This is a genomic window from Variovorax paradoxus, from assembly GCF_009498455.1.
GTDB lineage: Bacteria > Pseudomonadota > Gammaproteobacteria > Burkholderiales > Burkholderiaceae_C > Variovorax > Variovorax paradoxus_H.
In genome coordinates this window covers 5,889,922-5,915,179 of the sequence record NZ_CP045644.1, presented here as the reverse complement: position 1 = coordinate 5,915,179, position 25,258 = coordinate 5,889,922, and the positions used below count along the sequence as shown (strand labels likewise).

The following is a 25,258-nucleotide window of genomic DNA, read 5'->3' as shown; positions in this document are numbered from 1 at the left end:
CTGGTCCGGCTTCAGCCATGGCGCCAGATGCGCCGATTCGGTGGGGCCAGCGGCTTCAGCGCCTGCGCTCGAAGCCGCGGACGAGTTCGGCCAGCACTTTGACGCCGGGTTCGATCGCCGCAGGCGCGATCGACGAGTAGCCCATGCGGAAGTGCTGCCGAGGGGGCGGCTCGGTCATGAAGAAGACCTCGCCGGGCTCGATCAGTACGCCGCGATCGCGCGCCTGTTCGGCCAGTGCCGTGGCATCCAGCTGTTCCGGCAGCGAGACCCAGCAGGAACTGCCGCCGGCTGCTGGCGCCACGCTGCATTGCGGCAGATGCTGCGCCAGTGCGGATCGCAGCGCGGTGGCGCGCTCGCGTTGCGCCGAGGCAAGGCGGCGCAACAACGCATCGTGATGGCCGAGCGAGAGAAACAACGCGAAGGCGCGCTGGGTGTAGGCCGGTGGGTGGCGCAGCATCAGCCGGCGCAGCGCACGTAGCTCGGCGACCAGCTCGGCCGGCCCGACCACGTAGCCGATGCGCAGTCCGGGGGCCAGCGTCTTCGACAGGCTGCCCACGTAGATCACGCGGTTGCTGCGGTCGAGGCTCTTCAGCGCCGGGATCGGATCGCCGTCGAAACGGTTCTCGCTTTCGTAGTCGTCCTCGATGACGATGAAGTCGGATTCGTCGGCCATCTTCAGCAGGGCTTCTCGGCGCTTCAGTCCCATGGTCGCCGTGGTGGGGCACTGGTGGTTGGGTGTCGCGTAGACGACGTCCAGGTCGCGCAGCGCGTCCGTCACCGGCAGGCCTTCTTCATCGACGGGAAGCGGCACCAACTGCGAAGTGCGCCTGGCGAAGATGTTGCGCGCGTCGGGGTAGCCGGGCTCCTCGATGCCCACGCGCGTTCCCTCGCGCATCAGCAGGTCGGCGATCATGTACAGCGCGTGCTGTGCGCCGACGGTGACGACGATTTCGTCGGCCGAGGCCCAGACCCCGCGGCGCGGCAGGACCCGGGTGCGTATCTGCTGCACGAGCGAATCGTCGTCTCGCGCAATCTGGTCGGGCGCCCAATCGCGGATGTCCAGCACGCTCAGGCTCTTGATGCAGCACTCGCGCCAGTCCGCAGTGGGAAATAGCGCGGCGTCGAACTGGCCATAGAGAAATGGGTAGGGATGCTTTTGCCAATCGGCCGGCTTGACGATGCTGCGTTGTTGCGACGGCCGTTGCTGAAAGCGGCTCGACCAGTCCACCGCCGCGCAGGCCGTTGCATCTTGCGACGGTCGCGCGGGCGTTCCGAGGCGACTGGTCGCCATGTCGGTGTTCACGAAATGGCCGCTGCGCTGGCGCGAGACCAGATAGCCTTCGTCAGCCAGCTGCTGATAGGCCAGCACCACCGTGTTGCGCGCAACGCCAAGTTGCTCGGCCATTTCCCGGCTCGAGGGGATCGGCACGCCGGCCGGTAACTGCCCGTCGAGGATGGCCGCGACAAGCATCTCGCGGATCTGCCCCTGCAAGCTCATGTTCTCGCGTGCCGAGCGCTGCAGCAGTTGCTTCCACATCGCAGATTTCAGGTGTTGTGCCATCGTTCTTTCAAGTTCGGGGGCGGGCGTGATCAGGACTTACCCTGAGGTTGCCAATGGGGATCGTCAAGTGGTCTCAGCGAATGCGCGTATCTGGCTCTATGGACCGCAGGCCCCGGTGCACACACTGCCGCCTGACTTCATCACAACGGAGACATTGATGCGCAAGATTAAACAATTGTTCGGCCGGTGCGCCCTCGCATTCGGGATGGTATCGGCATTGAGTGGCGTCGGCAGCGCCCAGGCCCAGACCAAAGAAGTAACCATCGCCTACCAGCAAATAGCCGGACCGATGATCGTGGCCATGACCAGCGGCACGATCGAAAAGGCGACCGGCTACAAGATCAATTGGCGCCAGTTCGAATCGGGTGCGAAGGTCGCCACCGCGATGGCTTCGGGTGACGTCCAGATCGGTGTCATCGGCTCGAGCCCGCTCGCAGCGGCGCTCAGCCGGGGCCTGGACCTGCAGCTGTTCTGGATCCTCGACGACATCAACGAGGCCGAGGCGCTGGTGGTGCGCAACGGCTCGGGCATCGAGAAGCCAGCTGACCTCAAAGGCAAGAAGCTCGGCGTTCCCTTCGTGTCGACCACGCACTTTCACGCCATGTTTGCGCTTGAGCAATGGGGACTCAAGCCGGGCGAGTTGCAATTGCTGAACATGCAGCCCAACCAGATCGCCGCCGCCTGGGAACGCGGCGACATCGATGCCGCTTTCGTGTGGGATCCGGCGCTCGCGCGCATCAAGCAGACCGGCAAGGTGCTGATCACGTCGGGTGAGTTGAGCAAGAAGGGCAAGGCCACCTTCGACGGTGTGGCGGCAAGCCGCCCGTTCGCCGAGGCGAATGCGAGCTTCATGGCCAGGTTCGTCAAGGCCCTGGCCGACTCGGATGCCTCCTACCGCGCCAACCCGACGGCCTGGGGCCCTGACTCGGCACCCGCCAAGGCGATCGCCGCCAAGATCGGCGGCGATGCCAAGGCCAGTTCCGACGCTCTCAAGCTGTACGCCTATCCCGCTGCGGAGCAGCAGGCTTCAGCGGCCTGGCTCGGCGGCGGCCAAGCCGGCGGCGCGGCCAAGGCACTGAAGGCAACAGCCGACTTCTTGCTGGAGCAGCGGCGCATCGATGCGGTGGCGCCCGACTACAGCAAGTTCGTGACGACCAAATACATCGACGCCGCCATGGGGCTGAAGTAAGAAACCCGGCCACGGTATCCGCAGCACAGCGACGACATCAAGGAACCTCACATGGCGATGGAACAACTCCAGGTCAAGGACGTCAGCGTCACCTATCCGGGGCGCACGCCCACCGAACGGGTACACGCGCTCGACCATATCGACCTGACGATCAACCGCGGCGACTTCGTCGTCGCGCTCGGCGCATCGGGCTGTGGCAAGACCACGCTGCTCAGCCTGATGGCTGGCTTTATCTCCGCATCCAGCGGCGATCTGCTGCTTGGCGGAAAAACCATCCAGGGGCCGGGCTCGGATCGCGGCGTTGTGTTCCAAAAGCATGCGCTGCTGCCTTGGCTCAACGTGATGGAGAACACCGAGTTCGGCCTCAAGCTGCAGGGCGTTCCCACGGCCGAGCGGCGCGACCGCGCGGCCAAGAACCTGGCGCTGGTCGGGTTGCAGGACTTCCACAAACACATGATCTACCAGCTGTCGGGCGGCATGCAGCAACGCGTGGGGATTGCGCGTGCACTGACCTGCAACCCGGCCATGCTGCTGATGGACGAGCCGATGGCGGCGCTCGACGCACTGACGCGCGAGACGATCCAGGAGCTGCTTCTGGACGTGTGGCAGAAGACGCAGAAGATGTTCTTCTTCATCACGCACAGCGTCGAAGAGGCGCTGTTCCTGGCAAGCCATCTGATCGTGATGTCGCCGCGCCCGGGCCGCATCACGCACCGCTACGAACTCGATTTCAACAAGCGCTTCCTGCAGACGCGAGACGCGCGGGCTGTGAAGTCGAGTCCGGATTTCATCCAGATGCGCGAGAAGGTGCTCAACATCATCTACGGCGACGAACGCGCGGCCGACGTACAAAAGGAATTGAGCCATGTCTGAAATCGCATTGAAGACAAACCATGGCGGTGGCCTGCTGGCGCGCCTTTTCGCCAAGCGCTCGGTGCGGCCCGGCGAACAATTCGGCGCACCGGGTCAGGGTCAGGCCGGCGCCATCGCGACCGGCACCGTCATTGCCACGCTGGCGCTGTGGATGCTGGTGACCCAGATGGGCTGGGTCAAGCCGTTGTTCCTGCCGTCGCCGCAGGCGGTGTTCAGCAAGTTCCTGGAGGTGTCGACTCACGGCTTCGCGGGCGCCACGTTGCTGGAGCACACCTGGACCAGCCTGTATCGGGTGTTCGGGGCGTTCGCGCTGGCCTGTGCCACCGCCATCCCGATCGGCGTCATGATGGGTGTGAGCCGTGTGGCGCGCGGCATCTTCGACCCGTTGATCGAGTTCTATCGCCCGCTGCCACCGCTGGCTTACCTGCCGATGGTGATCATCTGGTTCGGCATCGGCGAGTTCTCCAAGCTCTACCTGATCTTCCTGGCGATCTTTGCCCCGCTGGCGATCGCCGCGCGCTCGGGCGTACGCTCGGTGTCGATCGAGCAGATCCACGCCGCCTATTCGATGGGCGCGACGCGGGCACAGGTGATCTGGCACGTGATCCTGAAGTCGGCTCTGCCGGAGATCTTTACCGGCATGCGCATCGGCATCGGTGTGGGCTGGACCACGCTGGTGGCTGGCGAGATGGTGGCATCCACTCGCGGCCTGGGCTTCATGGTGCTCAACGCTGCGGAGTTCCTGGCGAGCGACGTGGTCATCATGGGCATCATCGTGATCGGCCTGTTCGCGTTCAGCTTCGACGTGTTGATGCGTTACCTCGAGAAGGTGCTGGTGCCATGGAAGGGCAGGGTGTAGCGCGGCGTTGCCGAGCGTCAACCAGCAACAGGAGAACGAAGCACCATGACTGTTTGGCAGGGAGCGTCGTTCCTGCTGTGCGTGGCGCTCGCCACCTGTGCGCAGACACTCACCGGCTTTGCCTTCGGCCTGATCCTGATGGGGCTGGTCGGCATGCTGGAGATCGTGCCGCTCGCGGATGCAGCCAACGTTGCCAGCGTTCTCACGTTGGTTCAGGCCTCCCTCGTGCTCCGGGGCTCGCGCAAGGCGCTCGATCTGGCGGCGCTGCGCGACACAGCGACCGGCAGCGGCATCGGCGTGGTGGCCGGGGTGCTGTTGATCGGCTGGCTGAGCGCAAACGTCATGCTGTTGCTTCGTGTCCTGCTGGGCCTCACGATTCTCGCGTGCGCCACCACCATGCTGGTGCGCGTGACACCTCTGCGCGAGCGTTCGTCGCGCAGCAGCTTTCGTGCCTTTGGCCTGGTCTCCGGCCTGATGAGCGGGCTGTTCTCGAGCGCCGGTCCGCCGCTGGTCTACCAGTTCTATCGGCAACCAATGGGGCAGGTGGCGATCCGCCAGACACTGGTCATGATCTTCGCTTTCAACTCGTTGCTGCGTCTGATGCTGGTGGTGCCTGCCGGCCATTTCAGCCTGCGCGCGCTCTGGCTCTGCCTGTTCGCGATGCCATTGGTGATGGCACTGACATGGCTGTTGCAGCGTCATCCACCCAACTGGTCTGCGCGCACTGTGCGGCTGATCGTCTGTGCGCTGCTGGGGGTGGCCGGCCTTAGCCTGATTCTGCCAATTGCCGCGAGCTACGTGCGCGGCGGCGCTTGATTGCCAGATGGGTGTCCCTGCGCTACCCGGGCTCATTGGACCAGGGTAGCGCAGAGCAGTAGGGACCGCTTTGCGGACACTTCTTGGAAAGGTCGCGGGCCGTTGAAGCATGTCCGACTGGCCTTCTTCATCCCCGCTTCATCCGCCGCCTGCGCGTCGCCGCGAAGCGTTTCACGTCATTCTCTATTCAGGATCTCCAGCCACCGATAGCCAAGCCTGATCCTGTTCGCAGCCTGGAGCTTGCGCAGCTCTCCGTTCACCCGCTGGCGGGACGCGCCGACCGCGTGGGCGAGGTCCCCTTGCGAGATGCGCAGCATCGTGCGGTCCCCCTGCGGCGTACCGTTCTCGGCGGCGATTCGCTGTAGCGTGGCCCAAACCCGAGCGCTCAATGCGTCTTCGGCACGGATGAAGACCATGTCGAACAGTTCATTGACGCGAAGGCTCAGCACGCGGGCGACGGCGAGGCTGGCGATCGCGTCGCTGGACAGGAAGTCGAGCAAGGGCTTGCGCGGCAGTACCAGCACTTCGACGTCCCCCGTGGCCACCAGGTCCACCGGAACGGGGGCGTTGCCCAGTACCGAACTGAAGCCGCTGACCTCGCCGGCTTCCATCCAGCGTGTGACCTGCTCCGTGCCGCCGGCGGTGTAGCCCACCGACCGCAGCCGGCCCGAGATCAGCACCAGCACATGGTGGGCCGAGTCGCCGCGCTTTTGCAGCAGCTGGCCGTCCTGATAGAGGCGCCGGGTGCCGATCTCCCGCAGTCGTCGCACCGACGCTGCCGGCAAGTCCGCCATCCAGTCGACGCGATAGCGTTCGCTTTGCGAGGGATTAGGGAAGTCGAGCTTGGTGTTCACCCCGAAATTGTCACCTGAAGCGCAATTTGAGCGGGTCTCCGATTTTGTAATCGATCGGCGCGCAAGCGTCCCGATGCAACCCAATCGAAACGGATTCCACCATGCTTCGAAACAGCCTGATCGCTTTTGCCGCAGCCGCCGTGTGTGTGCTGCACGCACCGGCCCATGCCCAGCCCGCCACCACCACGCTACGCATCCAGGACTACCCGGGCATCGGCAACTTCCTGGTGCGCGTGGCCAATGCCAACGGCCTGTGCGAGAAACATGGCGTCAAGTGCGAGCTTCGCACCATTCCTCAGGCGCCGCTGGCCATGCAGACCCTGTTGGCCGGCGATCTCGAGGTCGCCTTCACACCGCCCGAGGTGATCGTTCAGGCCGCCAACAAAGGGGCCGATCTCAAGGTGATCGGCAGCGGCGCGCGCTCGCCGAACTTCTTCCTCATGGCCGGTGCCGGCCTGGCATCGCCCAATGCCGACAAGGGCTACCCGGCGGTGATGCAGGATTTCAAGGGCAAGAAGATCGGTGTGACCGCGCGCGGCAGTGCGGCGGAGTTTCAGTTGGTCAGCCTGCTCAAGGGCGCCGGCATGACGGCCCAGGACGTGACCATCGTGGCCGTGGGATCGCCCAACACGGCCTTCCCGGCGATCTCGCAGAAGCAGGTCGAAGGCCTGATGCTTTTCGCGCCGATGGACGGCTTCTGCGAGGTCACCAAGGCCTGCCGCATGGTGGTCGATCCGCGCAAGGGGCAGGGGCCCACCGACGTGCTGGACACCAACGGAGCGGCTGTGCTGCAGGTGGTGCGCGCCGAGTTCCTCCAGAAGAACCCCAAGGCCGTCGAAGGCTTCCGGCAGGCGATGCGCGAGGCCGGCGACTTCGCCCAGAACCCCGCCAACTTCGGCGCCCTGTTGAAGACGGCGCAAGAGACCTTCAAGATCAGCGCGCCCGACGGCGACAAGATCCTCGAGGTCTCGTTGCGCAACTCCGTGCCGGCCTTCCAGTTCCCGGTGGACGCCAAGGCCTTCCAGCATGCGGCGCAGTACATGCAGCGCACCGGCCAGATCGACAAGGTGGTCGACACCGCCAAGCTGCTGGCGCAGTGAGCAGGAGGTCCATGTCTTCGACAGCCTTCTCTCCTCCAGCAGCCGGCCGCGCCGTCGCCATCGACGGCGTGCATCTGAGCTTCGATGGCCGTTCGTCCGTGCTCGCCGACGTCTCGCTGCACGTCGCCGAGGGCGAGTTTGTCTCGCTCGTCGGCCCCAGCGGCTGCGGCAAGACCACGCTGCTCAACCTGTGCGCCGGCCTGGTGCCGCACATGGGCGAGGGCACGGTGCAGGTTTTGGGCGCCGCGCCGCGCATCGGCAACCCGCAGATCGGCTACATGCTGGCGCGCGACAGCCTGCTGCCGTGGTGCAGCGCACTCGAGAACGCCGCCTTCGGTGCGCGTGTGCGTGGCTTGCCCAAGGCGAAGAGCCTGGAGCGCGCGCGGCGCGTGTTGGCCGAAGTGGGGCTGGCCGATCACGCGGATGCGCTGCCCAAGGCGCTGTCGCACGGCATGCGCCAGCGCACGGCGCTGGCCCGAACCTTCGCGCTCGATGCGCCGCTGCTGCTCATGGACGAGCCCTTCGGCGCCCTCGATGCACAGACCAAGCTGCAGCTGCAAGACCTGCTGCTGCGCCTATGCCAGCAGCACCGGCACACGGCGCTGTTCGTCACGCACGACCTGGCCGAGGCCGTGGCGGTGTCCGATCGCGTGGTGGTGATGTCGTCGCGGCCCGGCCGCATCATTGCCGACGTGCCTATCGATCTGCCGCGTCCGCGCTCGATCCGCGAGCTGCAGAAGTCGCCGCGCTTTCACGAACTGTATGCAACGCTGTGGTCGCAGCTCGAATCGGGATGGGTGCACCATGAAGGCTAGCCGTCTGCAATGGGGGATGCTGCACCTCGTCTTCATCGTGGCCGCGCTGGGGCTGGGCGAGCTGGCCGCGGTCCGCAAATGGGTTGATCCGACGTTCTTCGGCCAGCCCAGCGGCGTGGCGGCCTACCTGTGGAACAACCTGGGCACCGCGAAGTTCTGGACCGACCTGGGCTGGACGCTCGCATCGGTGGGGGCGTCTTTCGTGATGGGCAGCCTCGCGGCCTTCGCCGTCGGGCTGGTGTTCGTGCGCTGGCCTGCGCTGGAGCGCTTCGCCGATCCGTACTTCAATGCGCTGAACGTGATGCCGCGCATTGCGCTGGCGCCGCTGTTCATCCTGTGGTTCGGGCTGGGCATCGGCAGCAAGATCGCCGTCGGCTGTTCGCTCACCTTCTTCATCGTGCTGTCGGCCACGGTGGCGGGCATCCGCGGCGTGAGCCAGGACCATGTGACCCTGTGCCGCACGCTGGGCGCCAGCGCGGCCACCACCTTCTTCGAGGTCACGCTGCCCGGCGCGGTGCCGGTCATCTTCTCGGGCCTGCGGCTCGGGCTGATCTATGCGCTGCTCGGCGTGGTCGGCACCGAAATCATCGCCAGTGAGAAGGGGCTGGGCCAGACGCTAGCTTACCTGGGCTCCACTTTCGACATCAACGGCGTGATGGCGCTGCTGCTGGTGCTGGCCCTGCTGGGCGTGGGCATCGTGCGCTTCATGACCTGGCTCGAAAAGCGCCTGCTGCACTGGCAGTAGGCCTCGCGTCGACTTCTCCTTTTCACCGTCTCATTCTCTTCATCGAAAGGTACTGCTCATGGCCAACACCGCGCCCATGGAATTGATCGACATCGCCAGCCGCTACCAGCACATCCAGCCGGTGCCGCGCATGCCGAACTTCGCGGCCTGGATCGAAGGCGTCGACCTCACGAAGCCGCTGAGCGACGCCGTGAAAACCGAACTGCGGCAGGCGCTGTTCGATTTCGAGGTGATCTTCTTCAAGCCGCAGACGATCACACCGGCGCAGCACATCGCGCTGGGCCAGGTGTTCGGCCCGATCTCGAAGGGCTCGTACTTCGACCGCAACGCGGACGCACCCGAGATGGAGATGATCGTCTCCGACCGCGAGCGTCCGCCGGCCATCGACAACTGGCACACCGACATCAGCTGGAAGCTCAACCCGCCGCTGGGCACCGCGATCCAGATCACCGTCACGCCACCGGCCGGCGGCAACACCTGCTGGAGCAGCACCAGCAAGGCCTACGACTGGCTGTCGCCGGGCATGCAGCAGTACCTGGAGGGTCTGAGCGCGGTACATACCTGGGAGCAGTCGGGCTTTCGGGAGTACCTGGGCAAGAAAGGCGACGACGCGCTGATCGCCGCAATCAAGGCGGGCAAGCCCGTGGTGCATCCGGTGGTGCGCATCAATCCTGATTCGGTGCGCAAGTGCATCTTCGTCAACGCGGACTTCACGCGCAACATCATCGGCATCGACCGGCATGAAGCGCGCGGGCTGTTGCATTTCCTGCTCGGCTGGCTCCAACGGCCAGAGTTCATGGTGCATCACCAATGGGAAGCCGGAGGCATTGCCATCTGGGACAACCGCAGCACGCAGCACTACGCGGTGGCGGACTACTGGCCGCACCACCGGGTGAACCAGCGCGTCACCTTCGACACGCCCGGTACGGCCCAGGCAGCCTGACGCCCATTCGAATCGATCCCAAGGAAAAATGCCATGCAACAGCATCTGAAGTTCTACATCGACGGCCAGTGGGTGGACCCGGCCGTGCCCCGTACCCTGGACGTGATCAACCCGTCCAACGAGCAGGCCATCGCCCGCATCAGCATGGGCTCGGCAGCGGACATCGACGCCGCCGTGACCGCCGCCCGGCGCGCCTTCGAGACCTTCTCGCAGACCACCCGCGAAGCGCGCCTGGCGTTGTTGGAGAAGGTACTGGCCGTCTATCAACAGCGCTATGGCGACATCGTGCAGACCATCTCGCAGGAGATGGGCGCGCCGCTGTGGCTGTCGAAGGCCGCACAGGCGGCCGTCGGTGTGGCGCACCTGTCGCAGACGCTCGAGGTGCTCAAGGCGTTCGATTTCGAGAAAGTGCAGGGCACCACCACGCTCGTGCACGAGCCGGTCGGCGTGGTGGGCATGATCACGCCCTGGAACTGGCCCATCAACCAGATCATGTGCAAGGTGGCGCCGGCGCTGGCGGCCGGTTGCACCATGGTGCTCAAGCCCTCCGAGGTCGCGCCGCTCAATGCGATCCTGGTGGCCGAAGTGTTGCACGAGGCAGGCGTGCCGCCGGGTGTGTTCAATCTGGTCAACGGCGACGGCCTGGCGGTCGGCGAGGCCATGTCCGTTCACCCGGACATCGACATGATGACCTTCACCGGTTCCACACGTGCCGGGATCGCCGTGGCCAAGGCCGCCGCGGACACTGTCAAGCGCGTGACGCAGGAACTGGGCGGCAAGTCGGCCAACATCGTGCTGGACGACGCCGATCTCGAGACGGTCGTCGCGCAGGGCGTGCAGGCCTGCTTCATCAACTCCGGCCAGAGCTGCAACGCGCCCACGCGCATGTTCGTGCCGCGCGCCCTGCATGCGCGTGCGGTGATCGCTGCCAGGGCAGCGGCCGAGGCGATGCCGGTGGCGGACGCGATGGCTGAAGGCATGCACATGGGACCGGTGGTCAGCGAGCTGCAGTTCAACCGGATCCAGGGAATGATCCAGAAAGGCATCGAGGAGGGCGCCACGCTGGTGACGGGCGGTCCGGGGCGACCCGAAGGCCTGGCCAAGGGCTACTTCGTTCGGCCCACGGTGTTCGCCGATGTGCGCAGCGACATGCACATCGCGCGCGAGGAAATCTTCGGCCCGGTGCTGGTGATGCTTCCCTATGACACGGAGGACGACGCCGTGCGCATGGCCAACGACACCGCCTACGGCTTGTCGGGCTATGTGCAGTCGGGCAGCCTGGAGCGCGCGCGCCGCGTGGCCTCACGCCTGCGCACGGGCATGGTTCACCTGAACGGGGCCGGTCCGGATTTCGGGGCACCCTTTGGTGGCTACAAGAAGTCGGGCAATGGGCGAGAGTGGGGCGAGCACGGGTTCAAGGAATTCCTTGAGGTCAAGGCGTTGATGGGCGGTTCGGCAGCCTGATTGCCAAGGAGGCGTGCATAGAGTGGTGCGGTCGGCTCGGGCAACGGGCTGGCCCTACGCCATGGTCTCCAATGCCCGCTTGATCCGAGAAGACAGGCGTCGTTGAAGGTGCGAGCCTTCAGGAAATCACAGACTCAGCGGATCGCATTCGGACGCCTTTTCAAGGATGGTGCTGGCGGTTTCGCTGGGTCATTTGGACGGGCAATACCGATGGTTGGCTTCCTGTGCCTCGTATGCCCGCCAAGCCTGTCAACGTGATTCGTGGCGAATCACGGCGCTGCCGGAACCGTCACGACGAATGGCACGGTTCGCACCCGATCGCCGCCCTTGAACTGAATCCACAGTGCATAGCGACCCGCACGTGGGGGCGTGGCGTGGAGCATCAGGTCGGCGGGAACGGTGGCCTTGGCGCCGCCATGTGACCCCTGCGCCCCATGGCCCCCGTGCGCGGCATGCGCGGCGTGGCCTACCTTGCCCGCGTCCGCCGCCATGGCGTGCGCGTGGACATAGCCCAGGTCGTCGGTGCTCACGAACACCGCATGCGCCGCAACACCGAGATAGAGCCCGAGGTCCTTGGCCGGCTTGCCGTCCTTCAGGACCGTCAACGCCATCATGCTTTCGGTTCCGGCGCGAAGCGTCGAGGCGTTCAGCTTGACCGTGTAGGGGCCATCGGACCCCTGGGTTGCACTGACGGGCATTTGCTGCCGTGCGGCCGGGCCCGTGGTCATGTCCACAGGCACTTCGAAACGCACGACCTGCTGGCCCAGGCCCTTGGGCATGGCGTCGGCGTAGACATGGTAGGTGCCGGGCTTCGGAAAGCGCATCGCGACGCTGAAGCGGCCGTCTGCGCCTCGCTTGCCTGCATGCTCGTGCACGAAGCTTGAGAAATTGCTGTCGGTCGCGAGCACGTGGAGTTCCTGCGTCAGTTCCTCGTCGAACTGGGTGATGGGCCGGCCCGTCCCCTTGTCGGTGAAAGCGATCTGCAGCTCGCGCGTGAGCGGCCCGGTCTCCCGGACCACGAGTTCGGCCGTGACCTTTTCGGCCACGCCGGGAAGGGCGAACGTGCCCTTCAGGGGCGGCTGTGCCGCGAGCGATGGCAGTGCGGCGGCACCAGCCACTGTCGCGCCGATCGCCAGAAGATGCTTGATGTTCATGCGACTTTCTCCTTGATCAGTAGGACATGGCTTTGGGTCACTGCTTGTCCGGATATCCGGCCTCGCGAAGCACCGCGAGGAACGCGCTTTCGTCGAGGGCGCTCTCGACGCGGACTTGACGCGAGGGCGGGTCGGTTTCGATGCGGGCTTGCGGATCGACGCTGCGCAGCGCTGCGGTGACGGAGTTGGCGCAGCCGCCGCACGTCATGTTGGGGATGTAGAAACGAAGCATCTGGATTTCCTGGTTGGTTGCTGTGAGTGGCTACTGTGGGTTTTGACAGCGTGGCAAGGTCAACACCTTTCGGTGAATTTCTTGCCCCGTGCTCACGAAGGCGTCGTCGGGGCCGCGCGATGGCGTGACGAGGCCGGCGTGTCGACGCCGAACCGCGGCGTGCGATGGGACGCCTGCGTGCGTTGCTTCGTCACCGTGTCGGCGGTGGGCTGGGCCAGGTCTGCCAGGATCGGGCAGTCCGGACGGTCATTGCCGTGGCAGTGGTCGGCCAGATGCCCGAGCGTTTGCGCCATCGCCTGCAGCTCGGCGATCTTCCCGTTCAGGCCAGCGACATGCTGGAGCGCCATCGCCTTGACGTTGGCGCTCGCGCGCTCACGGTCGTGCCACAAGACCAGCAACTCGGAGATCTGTTCGACAGAAAAACCGAGGTCGCGTGCGCGGCGGATGAAGCGCAGGCTGTGCGCGTCCGCCGCGCTGTAGTTTCGATAGCCTGCGTCGGAACGACTGGCCTTCGGGATCAGGCCGATCTGTTCGTAGTAGCGAATCATCTTCGCCGAGACACCGGAGAACGTGGCTGCTTGGCCGATGTTCATCATTTCTTCCTCACAAGGGATTGATCGAATGCCACCCGAAGCACCGGGGGCTCAGTGGTGTGCCGATGCGGCTTCGGGCGTGAAGAACACATCGGCATGCAGGTCCTCGGACCGCAGCCCGCGTGCCGTGCCGAGCTGCATGGCCGCTTCGACCATCGGTGGCGGCCCGGCGACATAGGCTTTCCAGCCATCGAGGTCGTGCAGGTCCTGGGCGACGGCCTCGGTCACCAGGCCCGTGCGCCATCGCGCCGCCGCGGGCGGGCTGGAGACGACGGGCGTGAAGCGCAAGTTGGCGTGCCGTTGGGCCAGGGCCTCGAAGTGATCGACGAGATACAGATCGCGATCGCTGCGTGCGCCGAAATACACATGGATCGGCTGCTTCATGCCACCCGCAAGGGCTGCCTCGACGATCCCCTTGATCGGCGCCAGGCCCGAGCCGCCGGCAATGCACAGGATCGGCCCGGCATGCTGCTCGCGCAGGTAGGAAGACCCGAACGGCCCTTCCACCCACACCGGATCGCCGGGCTTCAAGAGCGCGTGGATGCGCCGTGTCGCGGCGCCACCGGGCACCCGGCGGATGTGGAATTCAAGCGTTGGCTCGCCCGACCCGTTGGCCATCGAATAGTCGCGGGTGGGCGCTCCCGGGAACGTGAGTCGGGCGTACTGGCCCGCTGCAAAGGCCAGCGGATCGGCCCCTTCGATGGCGAGCTGGACATGCTTGATGTCGTGGGTTGCGTTCTCGATCGCCGTCACACGGCAGTTCAGACGGCGGCGCGGATGGGACGGCGCTTCCTCGTCGCCGCCGATCCACGCGACGCTCGCATCGGTGGTGGGGATCGCGCGGCAGGCAAGGATCAAGCCCTGCGCCTTGTCTTCCTGTGACAGCGCGAAGCGGCTGTGCTCGAGAAGCTCGACCGAGCCACTGACGAGGCGCGACTTGCACGACCCGCAGCGGCCGGAGCGGCAGCCATGCGGATAGGCAATGCCATCGGCGAGCGCCGCGTCGAGGATCGTGACGCCCTCGGCCACCGCGATGGTGCGTCCGGCCTGGCGCAGCGCGACTTGCTTCGTCATGGCGCGCCCTCCCGATCGGGACGGGGCAGGCCGAGGGCCTCGATCAAGCCCGGCTTTTGCGACGGGAACGTGCCGTAGAAGACCTGCTCGCCCACCAGGGTGATCGGTGCGACGCGCACGCCGGTGCGTGCCTTGGCCTGCGCCATGATCTTCGGGTCGGTGAGATCGCGTTCTTCAAACGCGATCCCCTCCCGCTCCAGCCAAGCCTTCAGCATCCGGCAGTCGGGGCAGGTCGGTGTCGTGTAGATGACGACGGGGGGATGGGTTGCGCGGGTGGTCATGGCCGCCTCCTCAGTCGTTCGCCAGGCGTGGCTGGGGTGATGCCGCCGCACTGTGCGCCGTCTCGGTGCGGGCTTCGACCGCCATGGGTGCGCGGAAGCGCTTGAGCCGCAGCGCGTTGCCGAGCACGAAGACGCTGGAGAGCGCCATCGCCGCCGCGGCGAAGATCGGCGACAGCAACATGCCGTTCACCGGGTAGAGCGCACCGGCCGCAACGGGGATCAGCACGGCGTTGTAGGCAAAGGCCCAGAACAGGTTCTGCTTGATGTTGCGGATCGTCGCCTGGCTGAGCGCGATGGCATTCGGCACGCCGCGCAGGTCGCCCGACATCAGCACCACGTCGGCCGCCTCGATCGCCACATCGGTGCCCGTGCCGATGGCCAGGCCCACGTCGGCTTCGGCGAGTGCCGGCGCGTCGTTGATGCCGTCACCCACGAAGGAGACCCGCGCGCCATTGGCTCGGAACTTCTTCAGTGCCGCGACCTTGCCGTCGGGCAAGACCTCGGCCGCGACTTCATCGATGCCGAGCTGCCGGGCGATTGCCGCGGCCGTGGCCGCGTTGTCGCCGGTGATCATCGCGACCTTGAGGCCGAGCGCGTGCAGCGCCTTGATCGCCGCGGGCGTCGTTTCCTTGATCGGATCGGCGACCGCGATGATCGCCGCCAAGCGGCCGTCGATCGCGGCATAGAGCGGGCTCTTTCCTTGCGCACCCAGGCGCTGGGCAGCGGGCAGGAAGCTCGCCACGTCAAGGCCGAGCTGCGTCATGAAGCGGTCCGCGCCGACGGCGATGGTGCGGCCCGAAACGCGCGCCGACACGCCGAAGCCTGGCGTCGCGTCGAAGTCTTCGACGGGGTCGAGCGCGATGCCGCGCTGCTCGGCGGCGGCAACGATGGCTTCGGCGATCGGGTGCTCGGAGCGGGTCTCGACCGCCGCCACGAGCGCCAGCACTTCTTCGTAGGCGAAGCCCTCGGCAGGCACGAGATCGGTCAGCTCGGGGCGTCCCTTGGTCAGCGTGCCGGTCTTGTCGAGCGCGATCACGCTCACATCGCGCAGCGCCTGCAAGGCTTCGCCCTTGCGAAAGAGCACGCCGAGTTCGGCCGCGCGGCCCGTCCCAACCATGATTGAGGTCGGCGTGGCCAGCCCCATGGCGCACGGGCAGGCAATGATGAGCACCGCTACCGCATTGACGAGCGCGAAGGTCAGCGCGGGCTCCGGGCCGAAGACCAGCCAGACCCCGAAGGTCAGTGCGGCGGCGGCCATCACCGCCGGGACGAACCACATGGTCACCTTGTCGACCAGCGCCTGGATCGGCAGCTTGGAGCCCTGCGCTTCCTCGACCAGGCGAATGATCTGCGCGAGCACCGTGTTCGCGCCGACCTTGGTGACGCGGAAGCTGAAGGCACCGGTCTTGTTGATCGTGCCGCCGACGACTTCGGCGCCCACGCCCTTCGACACGGGCACCGGCTCGCCGGTGATCATGCTTTCGTCGACGTAGGAGGCGCCTTCGACCACTTCGCCGTCGACCGGAATCTTCTCGCCCGGACGAACGAGCACCACATCACCGGTCGTCACCTGGTCGAGCGCAATCTCGACAGTCGTGCCGTTGCGCACGACGCGCGCGGTCTTGGCCTGAAGCCCGACCAGCCGCTTGATCGCCTGCGAGGTGCGTCCCTTGGCGCGGGCCTCCAGCACGCGTCCGAGCAGAATCAGGGTCACGATGACCACGGCGGCTTCAAAGTAGACGTTGGCGGTGCCCGGCGGCAGCACGTCGGGCGCAAAGGTCGCGACCACCGAATAGCCGTAGGCCGCTGCCGTGCCGACCGAGACCAGCGAGTTCATGTCGGGGGCACCACGCAGCAACGCCGGCACGCCCTTGCGAAAGAAGCGCAGGCCCGGACCGAACAGCACCAGGGTGGCGAGCACGAACTGCACGTACCAGTTCGTCTGCTGGCCCAGGACGCCCATCACCCAATGGTGCATGGCGGGAATCAGGTGCGAGCCCATCTCGAGCACGAAGACAGGCAAGGTGAGCGTGGCGGCAATGAGCAAGGCGCGCCGCAGCCCCTGCGCCTCGCGCTCGCGACGCGCGCTGTCCTGGTCGTCCGCATTCGCCGTTTCTGCGGACAGGCGGCGCGACTTGTAGCCCGCCTGCGCGACCGCCGCTTCGAGGTCGGCCGTGGTGACGACCCCGGCCAGGTGGCGCACCCGCGCGCGCTCTGTCGCCAGGTTGACGCTGGCCTGGAGCACGCCCGGGATCTGTGCAAGCGCCTTCTCGACCCGGCCCACGCACGACGCGCAAGTCATGTCCTCGATGGCGAGCTCGGTGGTCTCTTCGCGCACGGTGTAGCCGGCGCCTTCGATGGCCCGCACGGCCGCCTGCGCATCGGCCGCGCCGGTGAAGCCGATGTCGGCGCGCTCGGTGGCCAGATTGACCGCGGCCGTCTGCACGCCGGGGACCGCCTTCAGCGCGCGCTCGACACGGCCAACGCACGAGGCGCAGGTCATGCCTTCGACAGGCAGGCTCAGGCGAGTGGCCTGGGAGCGGGCGGGAGGGATGCCTCTTGGAAGGGCAACGGAAGCCATGGAACTACCCCTTGGATGTGAATGTTGATGCCAAGGTTAAAGATTGACATCGTGTGAAGGTCAAGGCTTTTGTGCGATTTGATTCATGACGCGCGGGTTCGACGTTCCATCGGCCCCGCCGCAGCCGTGGTCGGCCTGCGCACAGACTTCCCAGCCACCGCCCAGCGCCTTGTAGATGCTGACCACGGCAAGCCGCTGGTGGGTGCGTGCGACGGCGAGCGCGCGCCGGCTGGTGAAGTCGGACCGTTCGGCTTCGAGCACATCCAGGTAGAGGCCTTCGCCTGCCGCAAACCGCACCCGGGCCAGACGGGCCGCCTCGCGATTCGCCACAGACTCCTGCAGACGCAGCCCCAGCGTGGCTCCCGCGGCGCCATAGGCCTTGAAGGCGTCGTCGGTTTCCTGCAGGGCGCGCAACAAGGTCTGGTCGTAGGCGATCAGGGCCTCTTGCGTGCGTGCCTCGCTGGCGGCGATCCGCGCGCGCACGCGCCCGGTGTCGAGCACAGACCAGCGGATGCTCGGGCCGAGCACACCGGACAGCGCGCCCGCGCCGCTCATCGCATCGAGGCTGCCCGCAACAAAGCCGATCGAGCCTTGCACCTGGACCTCGGGGTAGAGCGCGGCCGTTTCCACCCCGATGCGGGCGGTCGCCGCGGCGAGCTTGCGCTCGGCCGCCGCAATGTCGGCGCGCCGTGAAAGCAGCGCGGCAGGGTCACCCACGGCGATCTCTCGAACGGCCAGCGTTTCAGGCGCCGGCGTGACGGCGGGTGGCTTGAATGTATGGGGCGTTTCGCCCAGCAGGATGGCCAGTGCATTGACAGAGGCCGCGCGGCGGCGCTCCAGGTCAGGCACGGCCACCTCGACATGGCGCAACAACGCTTCGGCGCGGAGTCGGTCGAACTCGCTGGCAGAACCGGCGCCCACGAGCGCTTCGACCAGGCCCAGGCTGTCGCGCTGGCTTCGTCGGATGTCGGTGACGATTGCGAGTTCGCTCTCGATGCCGCGCAGCTCGAACCAGGTGGCGGCCACCGCAGCAGCAACGCCCGCCTGCACGCCGCGAAGCAACGCCTCGCGAGAGCCGGCTTGCGCCTGCGCCGCCTCCACCGAGCGACGCACGCGCCCGAAGAGATCGATTTCCCACGAAGCGTCGACCGCACCGCGGTAGGTTTCAGCTTGGCGCGGTTGGCCGGGCAACCGTTCGACTTCCGCCCGGCGGCGGTTCTCGTAGCTGAATGAAGGACCACCGCGCGGCAGGAAGCCCTGGCGGCTTTCGCGCAGCCCCGCATTCGCCTCCTCGAGCCGCGCGGCGGCGATGCCGACGTCATGGTTCGCCGCGAGCGCCTGCTGGACCAAGGCGGTCAGCGCCGGGTCGTCGAAGGTGCGCCACCACGCCACTTCGACAGCCCCCGGGACCAGGCCCGCGGACGGCTCGCCGAAGCTGGCGGGCAGTTGCGACGCACGCTGTGAAGGCGCTGCGTAGTCGGGTCCCACCGCCGCACAGCCGGCCAGCAGCAGGAGTGCGCTCAGAGGAAGCAGAGCGGCTTGACGAAGAGTTCTCATGACGTGCTCCCTTCCATGCGCGCTCGGGTGCCGGACCCGGGCCGCTCGAAGCGGGCCGCCAGGCCGCGCATCACCACATAAAAAACCGGCGTCAGGAACAGGCCGAACAGTGTCACGCCGAGCATGCCCGCGAAGACCGCGATCCCCATGGCGTGCCGCATCTCGGCCCCGGCGCCGCTGGCCAGCACCAGCGGAACGACACCGGCGATGAAGGCCAGCGAGGTCATCAGGATGGGCCGCAACCGCAATCGGCACGCCTCGACGACCGCGTCCAGCGCACTCAGCCCTTCGGCCTCGAGGCTGCGCGCGAACTCGACGATGAGGATGGCGTTCTTGGCTGCCAGGCCGACGAGCACGATGAGTCCGATCTGAACGAAGACGTTGTTGTCGCCGCCCACCAGCCAGACGCCGAGGATTGCGCTCAGCAGACACATCGGCACGATCATCAGAACCGCCAGGGGCAACAGCCAGCTGTTGTATTGCGCGGCAAGGATCAGGTAGGCCAGCAGCACGCACAGCGGAAAGATGAACAGCGCCGAATCCCCGGCCAGCTTCTGCTGGTAGGTGAGGTCGGTCCATTCGAAGCTCATGCCTTCAGGCAGCACTTCTTTCGCCAGGCGCTCCATGACCGCCACCGCCTGCCCCGAGCTGACACCGGCCATCGCGCCACCCGAGATGTCGGCCGATGGGTAGCCGTTGTAGCGGATCACGCGGTCCGGGCCGGAGCTCGGCGTGACGGTGACGAACGAGGACAAGGGCAGCATGTTTCCGGCTGCGTTGCGCACCTGCAGGCGGCCGATGGCTTCGGCCTGCATGCGGTGGTCCGCATCGGCCTGGGCCGTCACCTTGTAGGTGCGGCCGAAGCGGTTGAAGTCGTTCACATAGAGCGAGCCCAGGTAGACCTGGAGCGACTCGAACACATCCGCCAGGCGCACCCCCTGGGCCTTGGCCTGGGTGCGATCGATGGCCACGTCGAGCTGCGGTGCATTGACGTCCAGGCTGGTCATGAGGCCGACCACCTGTCCCGACTCGGAGGCCTTGGTCATCAGGATCTGCGTCTGCCGGACCAGGGCATCGAGCCCGGCGCCGCTGCGGTCTTCCACCTGCATCTTGAAGCCGCCCGTGGCCCCCAGGCCCGGCACCGGCGGCGGCGGAAACACACCGAGGTAGCCGTCGGGAATGCCGGCGAATTTCGCCTGCAGCCGCCCCGCGATCGCGGTCGCGGTGAGGTCGGGCGTCGTGCGGTCCTTGAACGGGTCGAGCATGACGAACATGACCGCGGCGTTCGGCACGTTGACGAAGCCGTTGATCGACAGCCCCGGGAACGCCACGACGCTTTCGACACCGGGCTCGGCCAGCGCGATCTTCGACATCTGCCTGGCAACCGCGTCGGTGCGGTCCAGCGAGGCCGAGTTGGGCAGCTGGGCGATCGCCACGAGGTAGTACTTGTCCTGCATCGGCACGAAGCCCGGCGGGACCACCTTGAAGCCGAAGTAGGTCAGCGCGAGCAGCCCACCGTAGAGCAAGAGCGCCACGCCGCTGACGCGCACGACCTTGCGCACCGTGTTGCCGTAGGCGTGCGGTGCGCGCTGGAACGGCCGGCCGAGCGTCTCGAAGAACCGACCGGCACGGCCCCGCAGGCTGCGCGGGTCATGCACGACCCCGTGCGCGCGCGGGCGCAGCAGGAGCGCTGCGAGCGCCGGGCTGAGCGTGAGCGAGTTGACCGCCGACAGGATGGTCGAGATGGCGATCGTCAGCGCAAACTGGCGATAGAACTCACCCTGCAGACCGCTCAGGAAGGCGGTCGGGATGAACACCGCGGCGAGCACCGACGTGATCGCGATGATGGGTCCGGTGACCTCGTCCATCGCGCGCCTCGCGGCCTGCGCGGGCGCCTCGCCGTTCTCGATGTGGCGCTCGACGTTTTCGACCACCACGATCGCGTCGTCGACGACGATGCCGATCGACAGCACCAGGCCGAACAACGACAGCGTGTTGAGCGAGAAGCCCATCAGGTGCATGACGGCGAAGGTGCCGATCAGCGACACCGGCACCGCCATGAGAGGGATGAGCGACGCCCGCCAGTTGCGCAGGAACAGCACCACCACGATGACCACGAGAAGGATCGCCTCCAGGAGCGTGGTCGCCACCGACTCCAGCGAAGCACGGACAAAGACCGTCGGGTCGTAGGCGATGCGCGAACTCAGCCCTGCGGGGAAGTTGCCTTCGAGCCGCTGCATGGTGGTTCGCACCGCCTGCGCAACGTCGAGCGCGTTGGCGCCCGGGCTCTGGATGATCTGCAGCGCGACGGCGGGTTCGCCGTCGAGCAGGCTGCGCAGCGCGTAGGCATCGGCCCCCATCTCGATGCGGGCGACATCGCGCAGGCGCGTCACCTGGCCGTCGACGCCGGTGCGGATGATGATGTCGCCGAACTGCGCCTCGTCGGTCAAGCGCCCCAGTGTGTTCACCGTCACCTGGAAGGCGGCACTGGAGTTGGGTGCCTGGCCGACGGAGCCGGCCGCGACCTGCACGTTCTGCTCGCGCACTGCGGCAATCACGTCGCCGGCCGTCAGCCCGCGTGCGGCGATCAGGTTCGGATCGAGCCACAGCCGCATGCTGTATTCGCCCGCGCCCCAGACCAGCACGTCGCTCACCCCCGCGATGCGGGACAGCTCGTCGCGCACCTGAAGGTAGGCGTAGTTCGAGATGTAGAGCGGGTCGTAGCGCTTGTCGGGCGACAGCAGGTGAACCACCATCAGGATGTCAGGCGAGGTTTTCTGCGTGACGACGCCCTGGCGCTGCACCTCTTCAGGCAGGCGCGGCAGCGCGCGCGAGACCCGGTTCTGCACCTGGATCTGTGCCATGTCGGCATTCGTGCCCTGCGCGAAGGTGACGGTCAGGATCATCCGGCCGTCGGTGGCCGATTGCGAAGACATGTACAGCATGCCCTCGACCCCGGTGATCGCCTGCTCCAGCGGTGCTGCCACCGTTTCGGCAATCACCTTGGGGTTGGCGCCCGGGTACGAGGCCGTCACCTGCACGGTCGGCGGCGTCACCGCCGGGTACTCGCTGAGCGGCAACTGGAAGAAGGCCACGCCCCCGGCGATCACCATCAGGATCGAGAGAACGATGGCAAAGATCGGGCGATCGATGAAGAAACGCGGGAACGTCATTGCGCGGCTCCCGAGGCGGGAGGTGCCGCCGCGGCGGGCGTGCCGTCGATCGCGGCCGGCTGCGGCGCGACCTGCATGCCCGGGCGCACCAGACCCTTGACGACGATGCGCTCGCCCGGCTGCAGGCCCTGCTCGATCACGCGCAAGCCGTCGACCACCGGGCCCAGTTCGACGGGTCGGTATTCGGTCTTGTCGTCCTTGCCGACAACGAGCACATAGCGGCTGCCTTGGTCGGTGCCGATCGATTGATCGGAGATCAGCACCCTGGCTTGCGGCGCGCCGGTTTCCAGCTTGACCTTGGCAAAGAGGCCCGGCGTCAGATGCCCGTCGGGGTTGGCAACCACGGCGCGTACGCGCACCGTGCCCGTTGCGCGATCGCTGGCGTTGGAGAGATAGTCGACACGGCCGGGTCGCGAATAGGTCTTGTCGGTGAGCAATGCCACCATGACCTTGGACGCCTGCGACCCTTGCGGGGCCGCGGTGGCCCGGCCTGCGGCGAGCGAACGCAGGTACGTGCGCTCATCGACATCGAAATAGACATGCAGCGGATCGATCGAGACGATCGTCGTGAGCGGCGTCACGCCACTGGCGACGTAGTTGCCTTCGGTGACGAGCGCCTGGCCGACGCGGCCGCTGATCGGCGCGGTGACTCGCGCAAAGCTCAGGTCGAGCCGGGCGGCGTCCAGCGCAGCCTTCGCGGCATCGACCTGCGCCTTGCCCGCGTTCAGCGCGGCGGTGGCGGTGTCGAGGCGATCGCGCGCGGCGATCTTCTGGGCGAACAGCTGTTCGGCCCGCGCATGGTCTGCCTGGGCAAGCATCGATGCCGCTTCGGCCTGGCGCAGGCGCGCCGTCGCGGCGTTCAGCGTGGCCTGGAACACCCGGGGATCGATGACGAAGAGACTGCGGCCCTTCTCGACGAAGCGCCCCTCGGGCACGCTCACGTCCTGGATGTAGCCGGCGACACGCGGGCGCAGTTCGACCCGCTTGACTGCGGTGAGCGAGCCGGTGAACTCGACGAATGGCGACACCGGACGGACGACCACCTCGGCCACCGGAACGTCGGGGGGCTTGGCGGGGGCGGCAGCCGGTGCCGTTTCCTTGCAGCCGGCGATCACGAGCGCGAGCGCGACGCTCATTGCCGCAGTGATCGGGGTTACGCGTTTGACCTTCATCTTTCTTGCCTTTCGCGACGGGAGTCGATTTGGTTTTTTCCGAGCTGAAGCAGCTCCCGTTGCGTTTATCCGGCTTGCCACGCTGGGAAGGTCAATCGACTTTTTTGAACCCGGGAACTGCGTGGCAGGTGCTGTGGGCAGGGCGCACCACGCTCTCAAGCTCAGGGACAGGAGGAGGGGGCAGGCGGCGGGGAAATCTGCCTGCTTGCAGAATTTCGATCGCGACGGTAAGGCCCCCGAACGGTTGGCCATGTCGGAAAAGTCGGATCAGGAGACGAAGGATGCGTCGAAAGGCCAGTGATCAGTGAGCGTCCAGTCCAACCATCTTGAAAGCCGGATCGGGACATAGGAGCCTCGTGTCCACTTCAACTCTGAACCGGCCCTCAAACCTTGGAGAGTTATGGTTTCATGCGGGTGCCGCGGCAGCCTGCGCGCAGTCCGGCATGTCAATGGCCGCGGTTGCGATGGCCCATGGCATCAACGCCAACCTGCTGTGGCGATGGAAGGCGGATATAAACACGTTTATCAACATTGGATTGCCCCCCGTGGGCCCATCCTTCAGCGCCATGTCCCGATACCGTCCACCGCCGCCCGCCCCCGACAGCGCACTCCATGCACTCGAAAAAAAGCTCGGTGTCGTACTGCCGCCGGTTCTCAAGGCCTGCTACGCGGCTTCCAACGGCGGCACCTTCGGCGACCCGCGCCGCAGCGACGGCGAATGGCAGTTGCACCCGGTCTTCGACGCGACCGACCGCAAGCAAATGAAGCGAACCGGCGAAGACATCGCGCACTACACCAAACTGGCGCTGAAAGACGCGCGTTTTGCGCGCAACGGCATCAGCATCGCGCACGACTACACGCTCTTGCAGCAGCTGTTCGTGCTGCGGGACGAGGTGACGGGCGTGGTGGCTGAAGAAGTCTTCATGTTCAACGCGATCGCCGGCACGTGGTGCGAGCCGTATGCAGCCGACCTGCGGGCCGCCATCGACCAGGCGCGTGAACCCGAAGCCGTGCAGCCCGACCCTGCGCGTGCGCTGCCCGGGTTCCGCTACTACGCCGACCCCTTCGCGTCGGGCGTGGTGCGCACGTCGGGCGAGGCCTGCGCATGCTGCGGCAAGGCCACGGGCTACATCTACGGCGGCAGCTTCTACGCGGTGGGCGACACATCGCACTTCTGCCCCTGGTGCATCGCCGACGGTTCGGCCGCGGCAAAGTTCGACGGCGAGTTCAACGACGTGGCGTCCATCGGCATGGGCGAGGTCGAGTTGCCCGCCGCCGTGCTGGCCGAGGTGTCGCAACGCACGCCCAGCTTCTTCAGCTACCAGCAAGAGCAGTGGTGGGCACACTGCAACGACGCCGGCCGCTTTCTCGGAGAGATCGAGCATGTCGACCGTGCCCTGCTCGCGTCGGAGGCGGGCAGCGACTTCGTTCGCGCCATCTGCGACGAAGCGGACCTCGGCGGCGACACCAATTGGCAATGGCTGCTCGACACGCCGTCGCGCAAGCGCGGCACTGCGGTGTTCGTCTTCGGCTGCCTGCACTGCGGCCGGCTGGGTGGCTATGTCGACCACAGCTGACGCATGAGCCCGCGCAAGATCGTCATCGGCGAGACCCGCTACGCCTGGGTGGTGCGGCGCCTGAAAGTTGATTGAAATGGCTTCCTGGTCGTCCTGGCTGGCACGCCTTGCTGGCGTTTGTGTATGGCCACCTTGGCCAGCACGACCTGCTGCGCGTGACAACTGACGCCGAGAAGTTCTTGCTGCTGGCCGCCCTCAACCTCGTGGAGTGCGTTGCCTACGTCGGAGCACAACTGCAGTCCAGGTGACCCGCGTGAGGCCGGTCAAGATGGGATGGCAGGACGCTCACAGTGATCAAGCTTGGAAAGAATGCGCATCGCGTTTCCCGAAACTGCGCTGCACGACAACAAGGGTAGGCTGGTGGTCGCGGCATTTCCAATGGGGAGATGCGAGTGAAGTCGCCCGCCAACCGTCGTCGTAGTCAGTGGTTTCGGCAAGGAGCCTGAGGCATCTGCTCCACGGAGCGAAGGTACAGAACTTCCGAAATTGGTGCGCGAAATCACTTTATACGTCCTATGTCGATGCCCGATTTAGACTGGTCAGAGTCACTCGCGATAGTCGGCATGAGCGACAACTCCGATAGTTATCTGACGTTCGACGGACGCCGGCTCGCACGGCCGCTGTCTATCCGAGGCCGGGCCCCTC

21 protein-coding genes are annotated in these 25,258 nt (G+C 66.4%); 10 read left to right on the top strand and 11 right to left on the bottom strand.

Going from position 1 to position 25,258, the window contains the following annotated elements; genetic code table 11:
- Nucleotides 1–55: 55 nt before the first annotated feature.
- Nucleotides 56–1,537, bottom strand: a complete 1,482-nt coding sequence (locus tag GFK26_RS27305; protein WP_153284713.1) for a PLP-dependent aminotransferase family protein — start codon at nucleotides 1,535–1,537, stop codon at nucleotides 56–58.
- Between the two features lie 139 nt (nucleotides 1,538–1,676).
- Between GFK26_RS27305 and tauA the strand changes: the two genes are divergently transcribed.
- From tauA to GFK26_RS27285, 4 genes are read left to right on the top strand one after another with little or no spacing between them, the layout of a single operon-like run.
- Complete coding sequence (gene tauA, locus GFK26_RS27300) at nucleotides 1,677–2,750, top strand: taurine ABC transporter substrate-binding protein (RefSeq protein ID WP_322745820.1); 1,074 nt, start codon at nucleotides 1,677–1,679, stop codon at nucleotides 2,748–2,750.
- Between the two features lie 57 nt (nucleotides 2,751–2,807).
- A complete protein-coding gene (locus GFK26_RS27295; RefSeq protein ID WP_153286127.1) occupies nucleotides 2,808–3,623 on the top strand; it encodes a taurine ABC transporter ATP-binding protein in 816 nt (271 codons plus the stop codon).
- A complete protein-coding gene (locus GFK26_RS27290) occupies nucleotides 3,616–4,482 on the top strand; it encodes an ABC transporter permease subunit (protein WP_153284712.1) in 867 nt (288 codons plus the stop codon). The genes GFK26_RS27295 and GFK26_RS27290 overlap by 8 nt, the downstream gene beginning before the upstream one ends.
- A 45-nt stretch (nucleotides 4,483–4,527) precedes the next feature.
- Nucleotides 4,528–5,298 carry a sulfite exporter TauE/SafE family protein gene (locus tag GFK26_RS27285; RefSeq protein WP_153284711.1) on the top strand — a complete coding sequence of 257 codons (771 nt, stop codon included), beginning with the start codon at nucleotides 4,528–4,530 and terminating at the stop codon, nucleotides 5,296–5,298.
- A gap of 176 nt (nucleotides 5,299–5,474) precedes the next feature.
- Here the strand turns inward: GFK26_RS27285 and GFK26_RS27280 are convergent, their stop codons facing one another.
- Nucleotides 5,475–6,152 carry a Crp/Fnr family transcriptional regulator gene (locus tag GFK26_RS27280; RefSeq protein ID WP_153284710.1) on the bottom strand — a complete coding sequence of 226 codons (678 nt, stop codon included), beginning with the start codon at nucleotides 6,150–6,152 and terminating at the stop codon, nucleotides 5,475–5,477.
- A gap of 101 nt (nucleotides 6,153–6,253) precedes the next feature.
- Between GFK26_RS27280 and GFK26_RS27275 the strand changes: the two genes are divergently transcribed.
- From GFK26_RS27275 to GFK26_RS27255, 5 genes are read left to right on the top strand one after another with little or no spacing between them, the layout of a single operon-like run.
- Nucleotides 6,254–7,252 (top strand): ABC transporter substrate-binding protein, encoded by a 999-nt coding sequence (locus GFK26_RS27275; RefSeq protein ID WP_153284709.1) that lies wholly within the window; start codon nucleotides 6,254–6,256, stop codon nucleotides 7,250–7,252.
- A gap of 11 nt (nucleotides 7,253–7,263) precedes the next feature.
- Nucleotides 7,264–8,067 carry an ABC transporter ATP-binding protein gene (locus GFK26_RS27270; RefSeq protein WP_153284708.1) on the top strand — a complete coding sequence of 268 codons (804 nt, stop codon included), beginning with the start codon at nucleotides 7,264–7,266 and terminating at the stop codon, nucleotides 8,065–8,067.
- On the top strand, nucleotides 8,057–8,812 hold the full coding sequence (locus tag GFK26_RS27265) for an ABC transporter permease (RefSeq protein ID WP_153284707.1): 756 nt from the start codon (nucleotides 8,057–8,059) through the stop codon (nucleotides 8,810–8,812). Before GFK26_RS27270 ends, GFK26_RS27265 begins: the two co-directional genes overlap by 11 nt.
- Nucleotides 8,813–8,870: 58 nt before the next feature.
- Nucleotides 8,871–9,755 carry a TauD/TfdA dioxygenase family protein gene (locus GFK26_RS27260; RefSeq protein ID WP_153284706.1) on the top strand — a complete coding sequence of 295 codons (885 nt, stop codon included), beginning with the start codon at nucleotides 8,871–8,873 and terminating at the stop codon, nucleotides 9,753–9,755.
- A 33-nt stretch (nucleotides 9,756–9,788) separates the two neighbouring features.
- The gene (locus GFK26_RS27255; RefSeq protein WP_153284705.1) at nucleotides 9,789–11,219 is read left to right on the top strand and encodes an aldehyde dehydrogenase family protein; all 1,431 of its coding nucleotides are present in this window, start codon (nucleotides 9,789–9,791) and stop codon (nucleotides 11,217–11,219) included.
- 269 nt (nucleotides 11,220–11,488) lie between these two features.
- On the opposite strand, the gene GFK26_RS27250 is transcribed toward GFK26_RS27255, so the two are convergent.
- The 9 genes from GFK26_RS27250 to GFK26_RS27210 all read right to left on the bottom strand — a co-directional run bounded on the left by GFK26_RS27250 (nucleotide 11,489) and on the right by GFK26_RS27210 (nucleotide 23,000).
- Nucleotides 11,489–12,373 (bottom strand): hypothetical protein, encoded by an 885-nt coding sequence (locus tag GFK26_RS27250; protein WP_153284704.1) that lies wholly within the window; start codon nucleotides 12,371–12,373, stop codon nucleotides 11,489–11,491.
- A 37-nt stretch (nucleotides 12,374–12,410) separates the two neighbouring features.
- The gene (locus GFK26_RS27245) at nucleotides 12,411–12,605 is read right to left on the bottom strand and encodes a heavy-metal-associated domain-containing protein (protein ID WP_153284703.1); all 195 of its coding nucleotides are present in this window, start codon (nucleotides 12,603–12,605) and stop codon (nucleotides 12,411–12,413) included.
- 92 nt (nucleotides 12,606–12,697) lie between these two features.
- Nucleotides 12,698–13,198, bottom strand: coding sequence for a Cu(I)-responsive transcriptional regulator (gene cueR / locus GFK26_RS27240; protein ID WP_153284702.1), 501 nt, complete (start codon nucleotides 13,196–13,198; stop codon nucleotides 12,698–12,700).
- Nucleotides 13,199–13,249: 51 nt separating this feature from the next.
- Nucleotides 13,250–14,272, bottom strand: a complete 1,023-nt coding sequence (locus GFK26_RS27235; protein WP_153284701.1) for a 2Fe-2S iron-sulfur cluster-binding protein — start codon at nucleotides 14,270–14,272, stop codon at nucleotides 13,250–13,252.
- Entirely contained in the window at nucleotides 14,269–14,553 is a 285-nt protein-coding gene (locus GFK26_RS27230; RefSeq protein ID WP_153284700.1) for a glutaredoxin family protein, read from the bottom strand. Before GFK26_RS27230 ends, GFK26_RS27235 begins: the two co-directional genes overlap by 4 nt.
- A gap of 10 nt (nucleotides 14,554–14,563) precedes the next feature.
- Nucleotides 14,564–17,134, bottom strand: coding sequence for a heavy metal translocating P-type ATPase (locus GFK26_RS27225; protein WP_153284699.1), 2,571 nt, complete (start codon nucleotides 17,132–17,134; stop codon nucleotides 14,564–14,566).
- Between the two features lie 60 nt (nucleotides 17,135–17,194).
- On the bottom strand, nucleotides 17,195–18,691 hold the full coding sequence (locus GFK26_RS27220) for an efflux transporter outer membrane subunit (RefSeq protein ID WP_153284698.1): 1,497 nt from the start codon (nucleotides 18,689–18,691) through the stop codon (nucleotides 17,195–17,197).
- Complete coding sequence (locus GFK26_RS27215; protein ID WP_153284697.1) at nucleotides 18,688–21,864, bottom strand: efflux RND transporter permease subunit; 3,177 nt, start codon at nucleotides 21,862–21,864, stop codon at nucleotides 18,688–18,690. Before GFK26_RS27215 ends, GFK26_RS27220 begins: the two co-directional genes overlap by 4 nt.
- A complete protein-coding gene (locus tag GFK26_RS27210; protein ID WP_322745819.1) occupies nucleotides 21,861–23,000 on the bottom strand; it encodes an efflux RND transporter periplasmic adaptor subunit in 1,140 nt (379 codons plus the stop codon). The genes GFK26_RS27215 and GFK26_RS27210 overlap by 4 nt, the downstream gene beginning before the upstream one ends.
- A 602-nt stretch (nucleotides 23,001–23,602) precedes the next feature.
- On the opposite strand from GFK26_RS27210, the gene GFK26_RS27205 reads away from it, so the two are divergent.
- Nucleotides 23,603–24,613, top strand: coding sequence for a CbrC family protein (locus GFK26_RS27205; protein ID WP_194273966.1), 1,011 nt, complete (start codon nucleotides 23,603–23,605; stop codon nucleotides 24,611–24,613).
- Nucleotides 24,614–25,258: the final 645 nt, after the last annotated feature.

What these genes read in the sequence shown, in the direction of transcription:
- GFK26_RS27305 (WP_153284713.1), bottom strand. Translation starts at nt 1,537, where the DNA reads ATGTGGAAGCAACTGCTGCAGCGCTCGGCACGCGAGAACATGAGCTTG.
- GFK26_RS27295 (WP_153286127.1), top strand. Translation starts at nt 2,808, where the DNA reads ATGGAACAACTCCAGGTCAAGGACGTCAGCGTCACCTATCCGGGGCGC.
- GFK26_RS27290 (WP_153284712.1), top strand. Translation starts at nt 3,616, where the DNA reads ATGTCTGAAATCGCATTGAAGACAAACCATGGCGGTGGCCTGCTGGCG.
- GFK26_RS27285 (WP_153284711.1), top strand. Translation starts at nt 4,528, where the DNA reads ATGACTGTTTGGCAGGGAGCGTCGTTCCTGCTGTGCGTGGCGCTCGCC.
- GFK26_RS27275 (WP_153284709.1), top strand. Translation starts at nt 6,254, where the DNA reads ATGCTTCGAAACAGCCTGATCGCTTTTGCCGCAGCCGCCGTGTGTGTG.
- GFK26_RS27270 (WP_153284708.1), top strand. Translation starts at nt 7,264, where the DNA reads ATGTCTTCGACAGCCTTCTCTCCTCCAGCAGCCGGCCGCGCCGTCGCC.
- GFK26_RS27265 (WP_153284707.1), top strand. Translation starts at nt 8,057, where the DNA reads ATGAAGGCTAGCCGTCTGCAATGGGGGATGCTGCACCTCGTCTTCATC.
- GFK26_RS27260 (WP_153284706.1), top strand. Translation starts at nt 8,871, where the DNA reads ATGGCCAACACCGCGCCCATGGAATTGATCGACATCGCCAGCCGCTAC.
- GFK26_RS27255 (WP_153284705.1), top strand. Translation starts at nt 9,789, where the DNA reads ATGCAACAGCATCTGAAGTTCTACATCGACGGCCAGTGGGTGGACCCG.
- GFK26_RS27250 (WP_153284704.1), bottom strand. Translation starts at nt 12,373, where the DNA reads ATGAACATCAAGCATCTTCTGGCGATCGGCGCGACAGTGGCTGGTGCC.
- GFK26_RS27245 (WP_153284703.1), bottom strand. Translation starts at nt 12,605, where the DNA reads ATGCTTCGTTTCTACATCCCCAACATGACGTGCGGCGGCTGCGCCAAC.
- cueR (WP_153284702.1), bottom strand. Translation starts at nt 13,198, where the DNA reads ATGAACATCGGCCAAGCAGCCACGTTCTCCGGTGTCTCGGCGAAGATG.
- GFK26_RS27235 (WP_153284701.1), bottom strand. Translation starts at nt 14,272, where the DNA reads ATGACGAAGCAAGTCGCGCTGCGCCAGGCCGGACGCACCATCGCGGTG.
- GFK26_RS27230 (WP_153284700.1), bottom strand. Translation starts at nt 14,553, where the DNA reads ATGACCACCCGCGCAACCCATCCCCCCGTCGTCATCTACACGACACCG.
- GFK26_RS27225 (WP_153284699.1), bottom strand. Translation starts at nt 17,134, where the DNA reads ATGGCTTCCGTTGCCCTTCCAAGAGGCATCCCTCCCGCCCGCTCCCAG.
- GFK26_RS27220 (WP_153284698.1), bottom strand. Translation starts at nt 18,691, where the DNA reads ATGAGAACTCTTCGTCAAGCCGCTCTGCTTCCTCTGAGCGCACTCCTG.
- GFK26_RS27215 (WP_153284697.1), bottom strand. Translation starts at nt 21,864, where the DNA reads ATGACGTTCCCGCGTTTCTTCATCGATCGCCCGATCTTTGCCATCGTT.
- GFK26_RS27210 (WP_322745819.1), bottom strand. Translation starts at nt 23,000, where the DNA reads ATGAGCGTCGCGCTCGCGCTCGTGATCGCCGGCTGCAAGGAAACGGCA.
- GFK26_RS27205 (WP_194273966.1), top strand. Translation starts at nt 23,603, where the DNA reads ATGTCCCGATACCGTCCACCGCCGCCCGCCCCCGACAGCGCACTCCAT.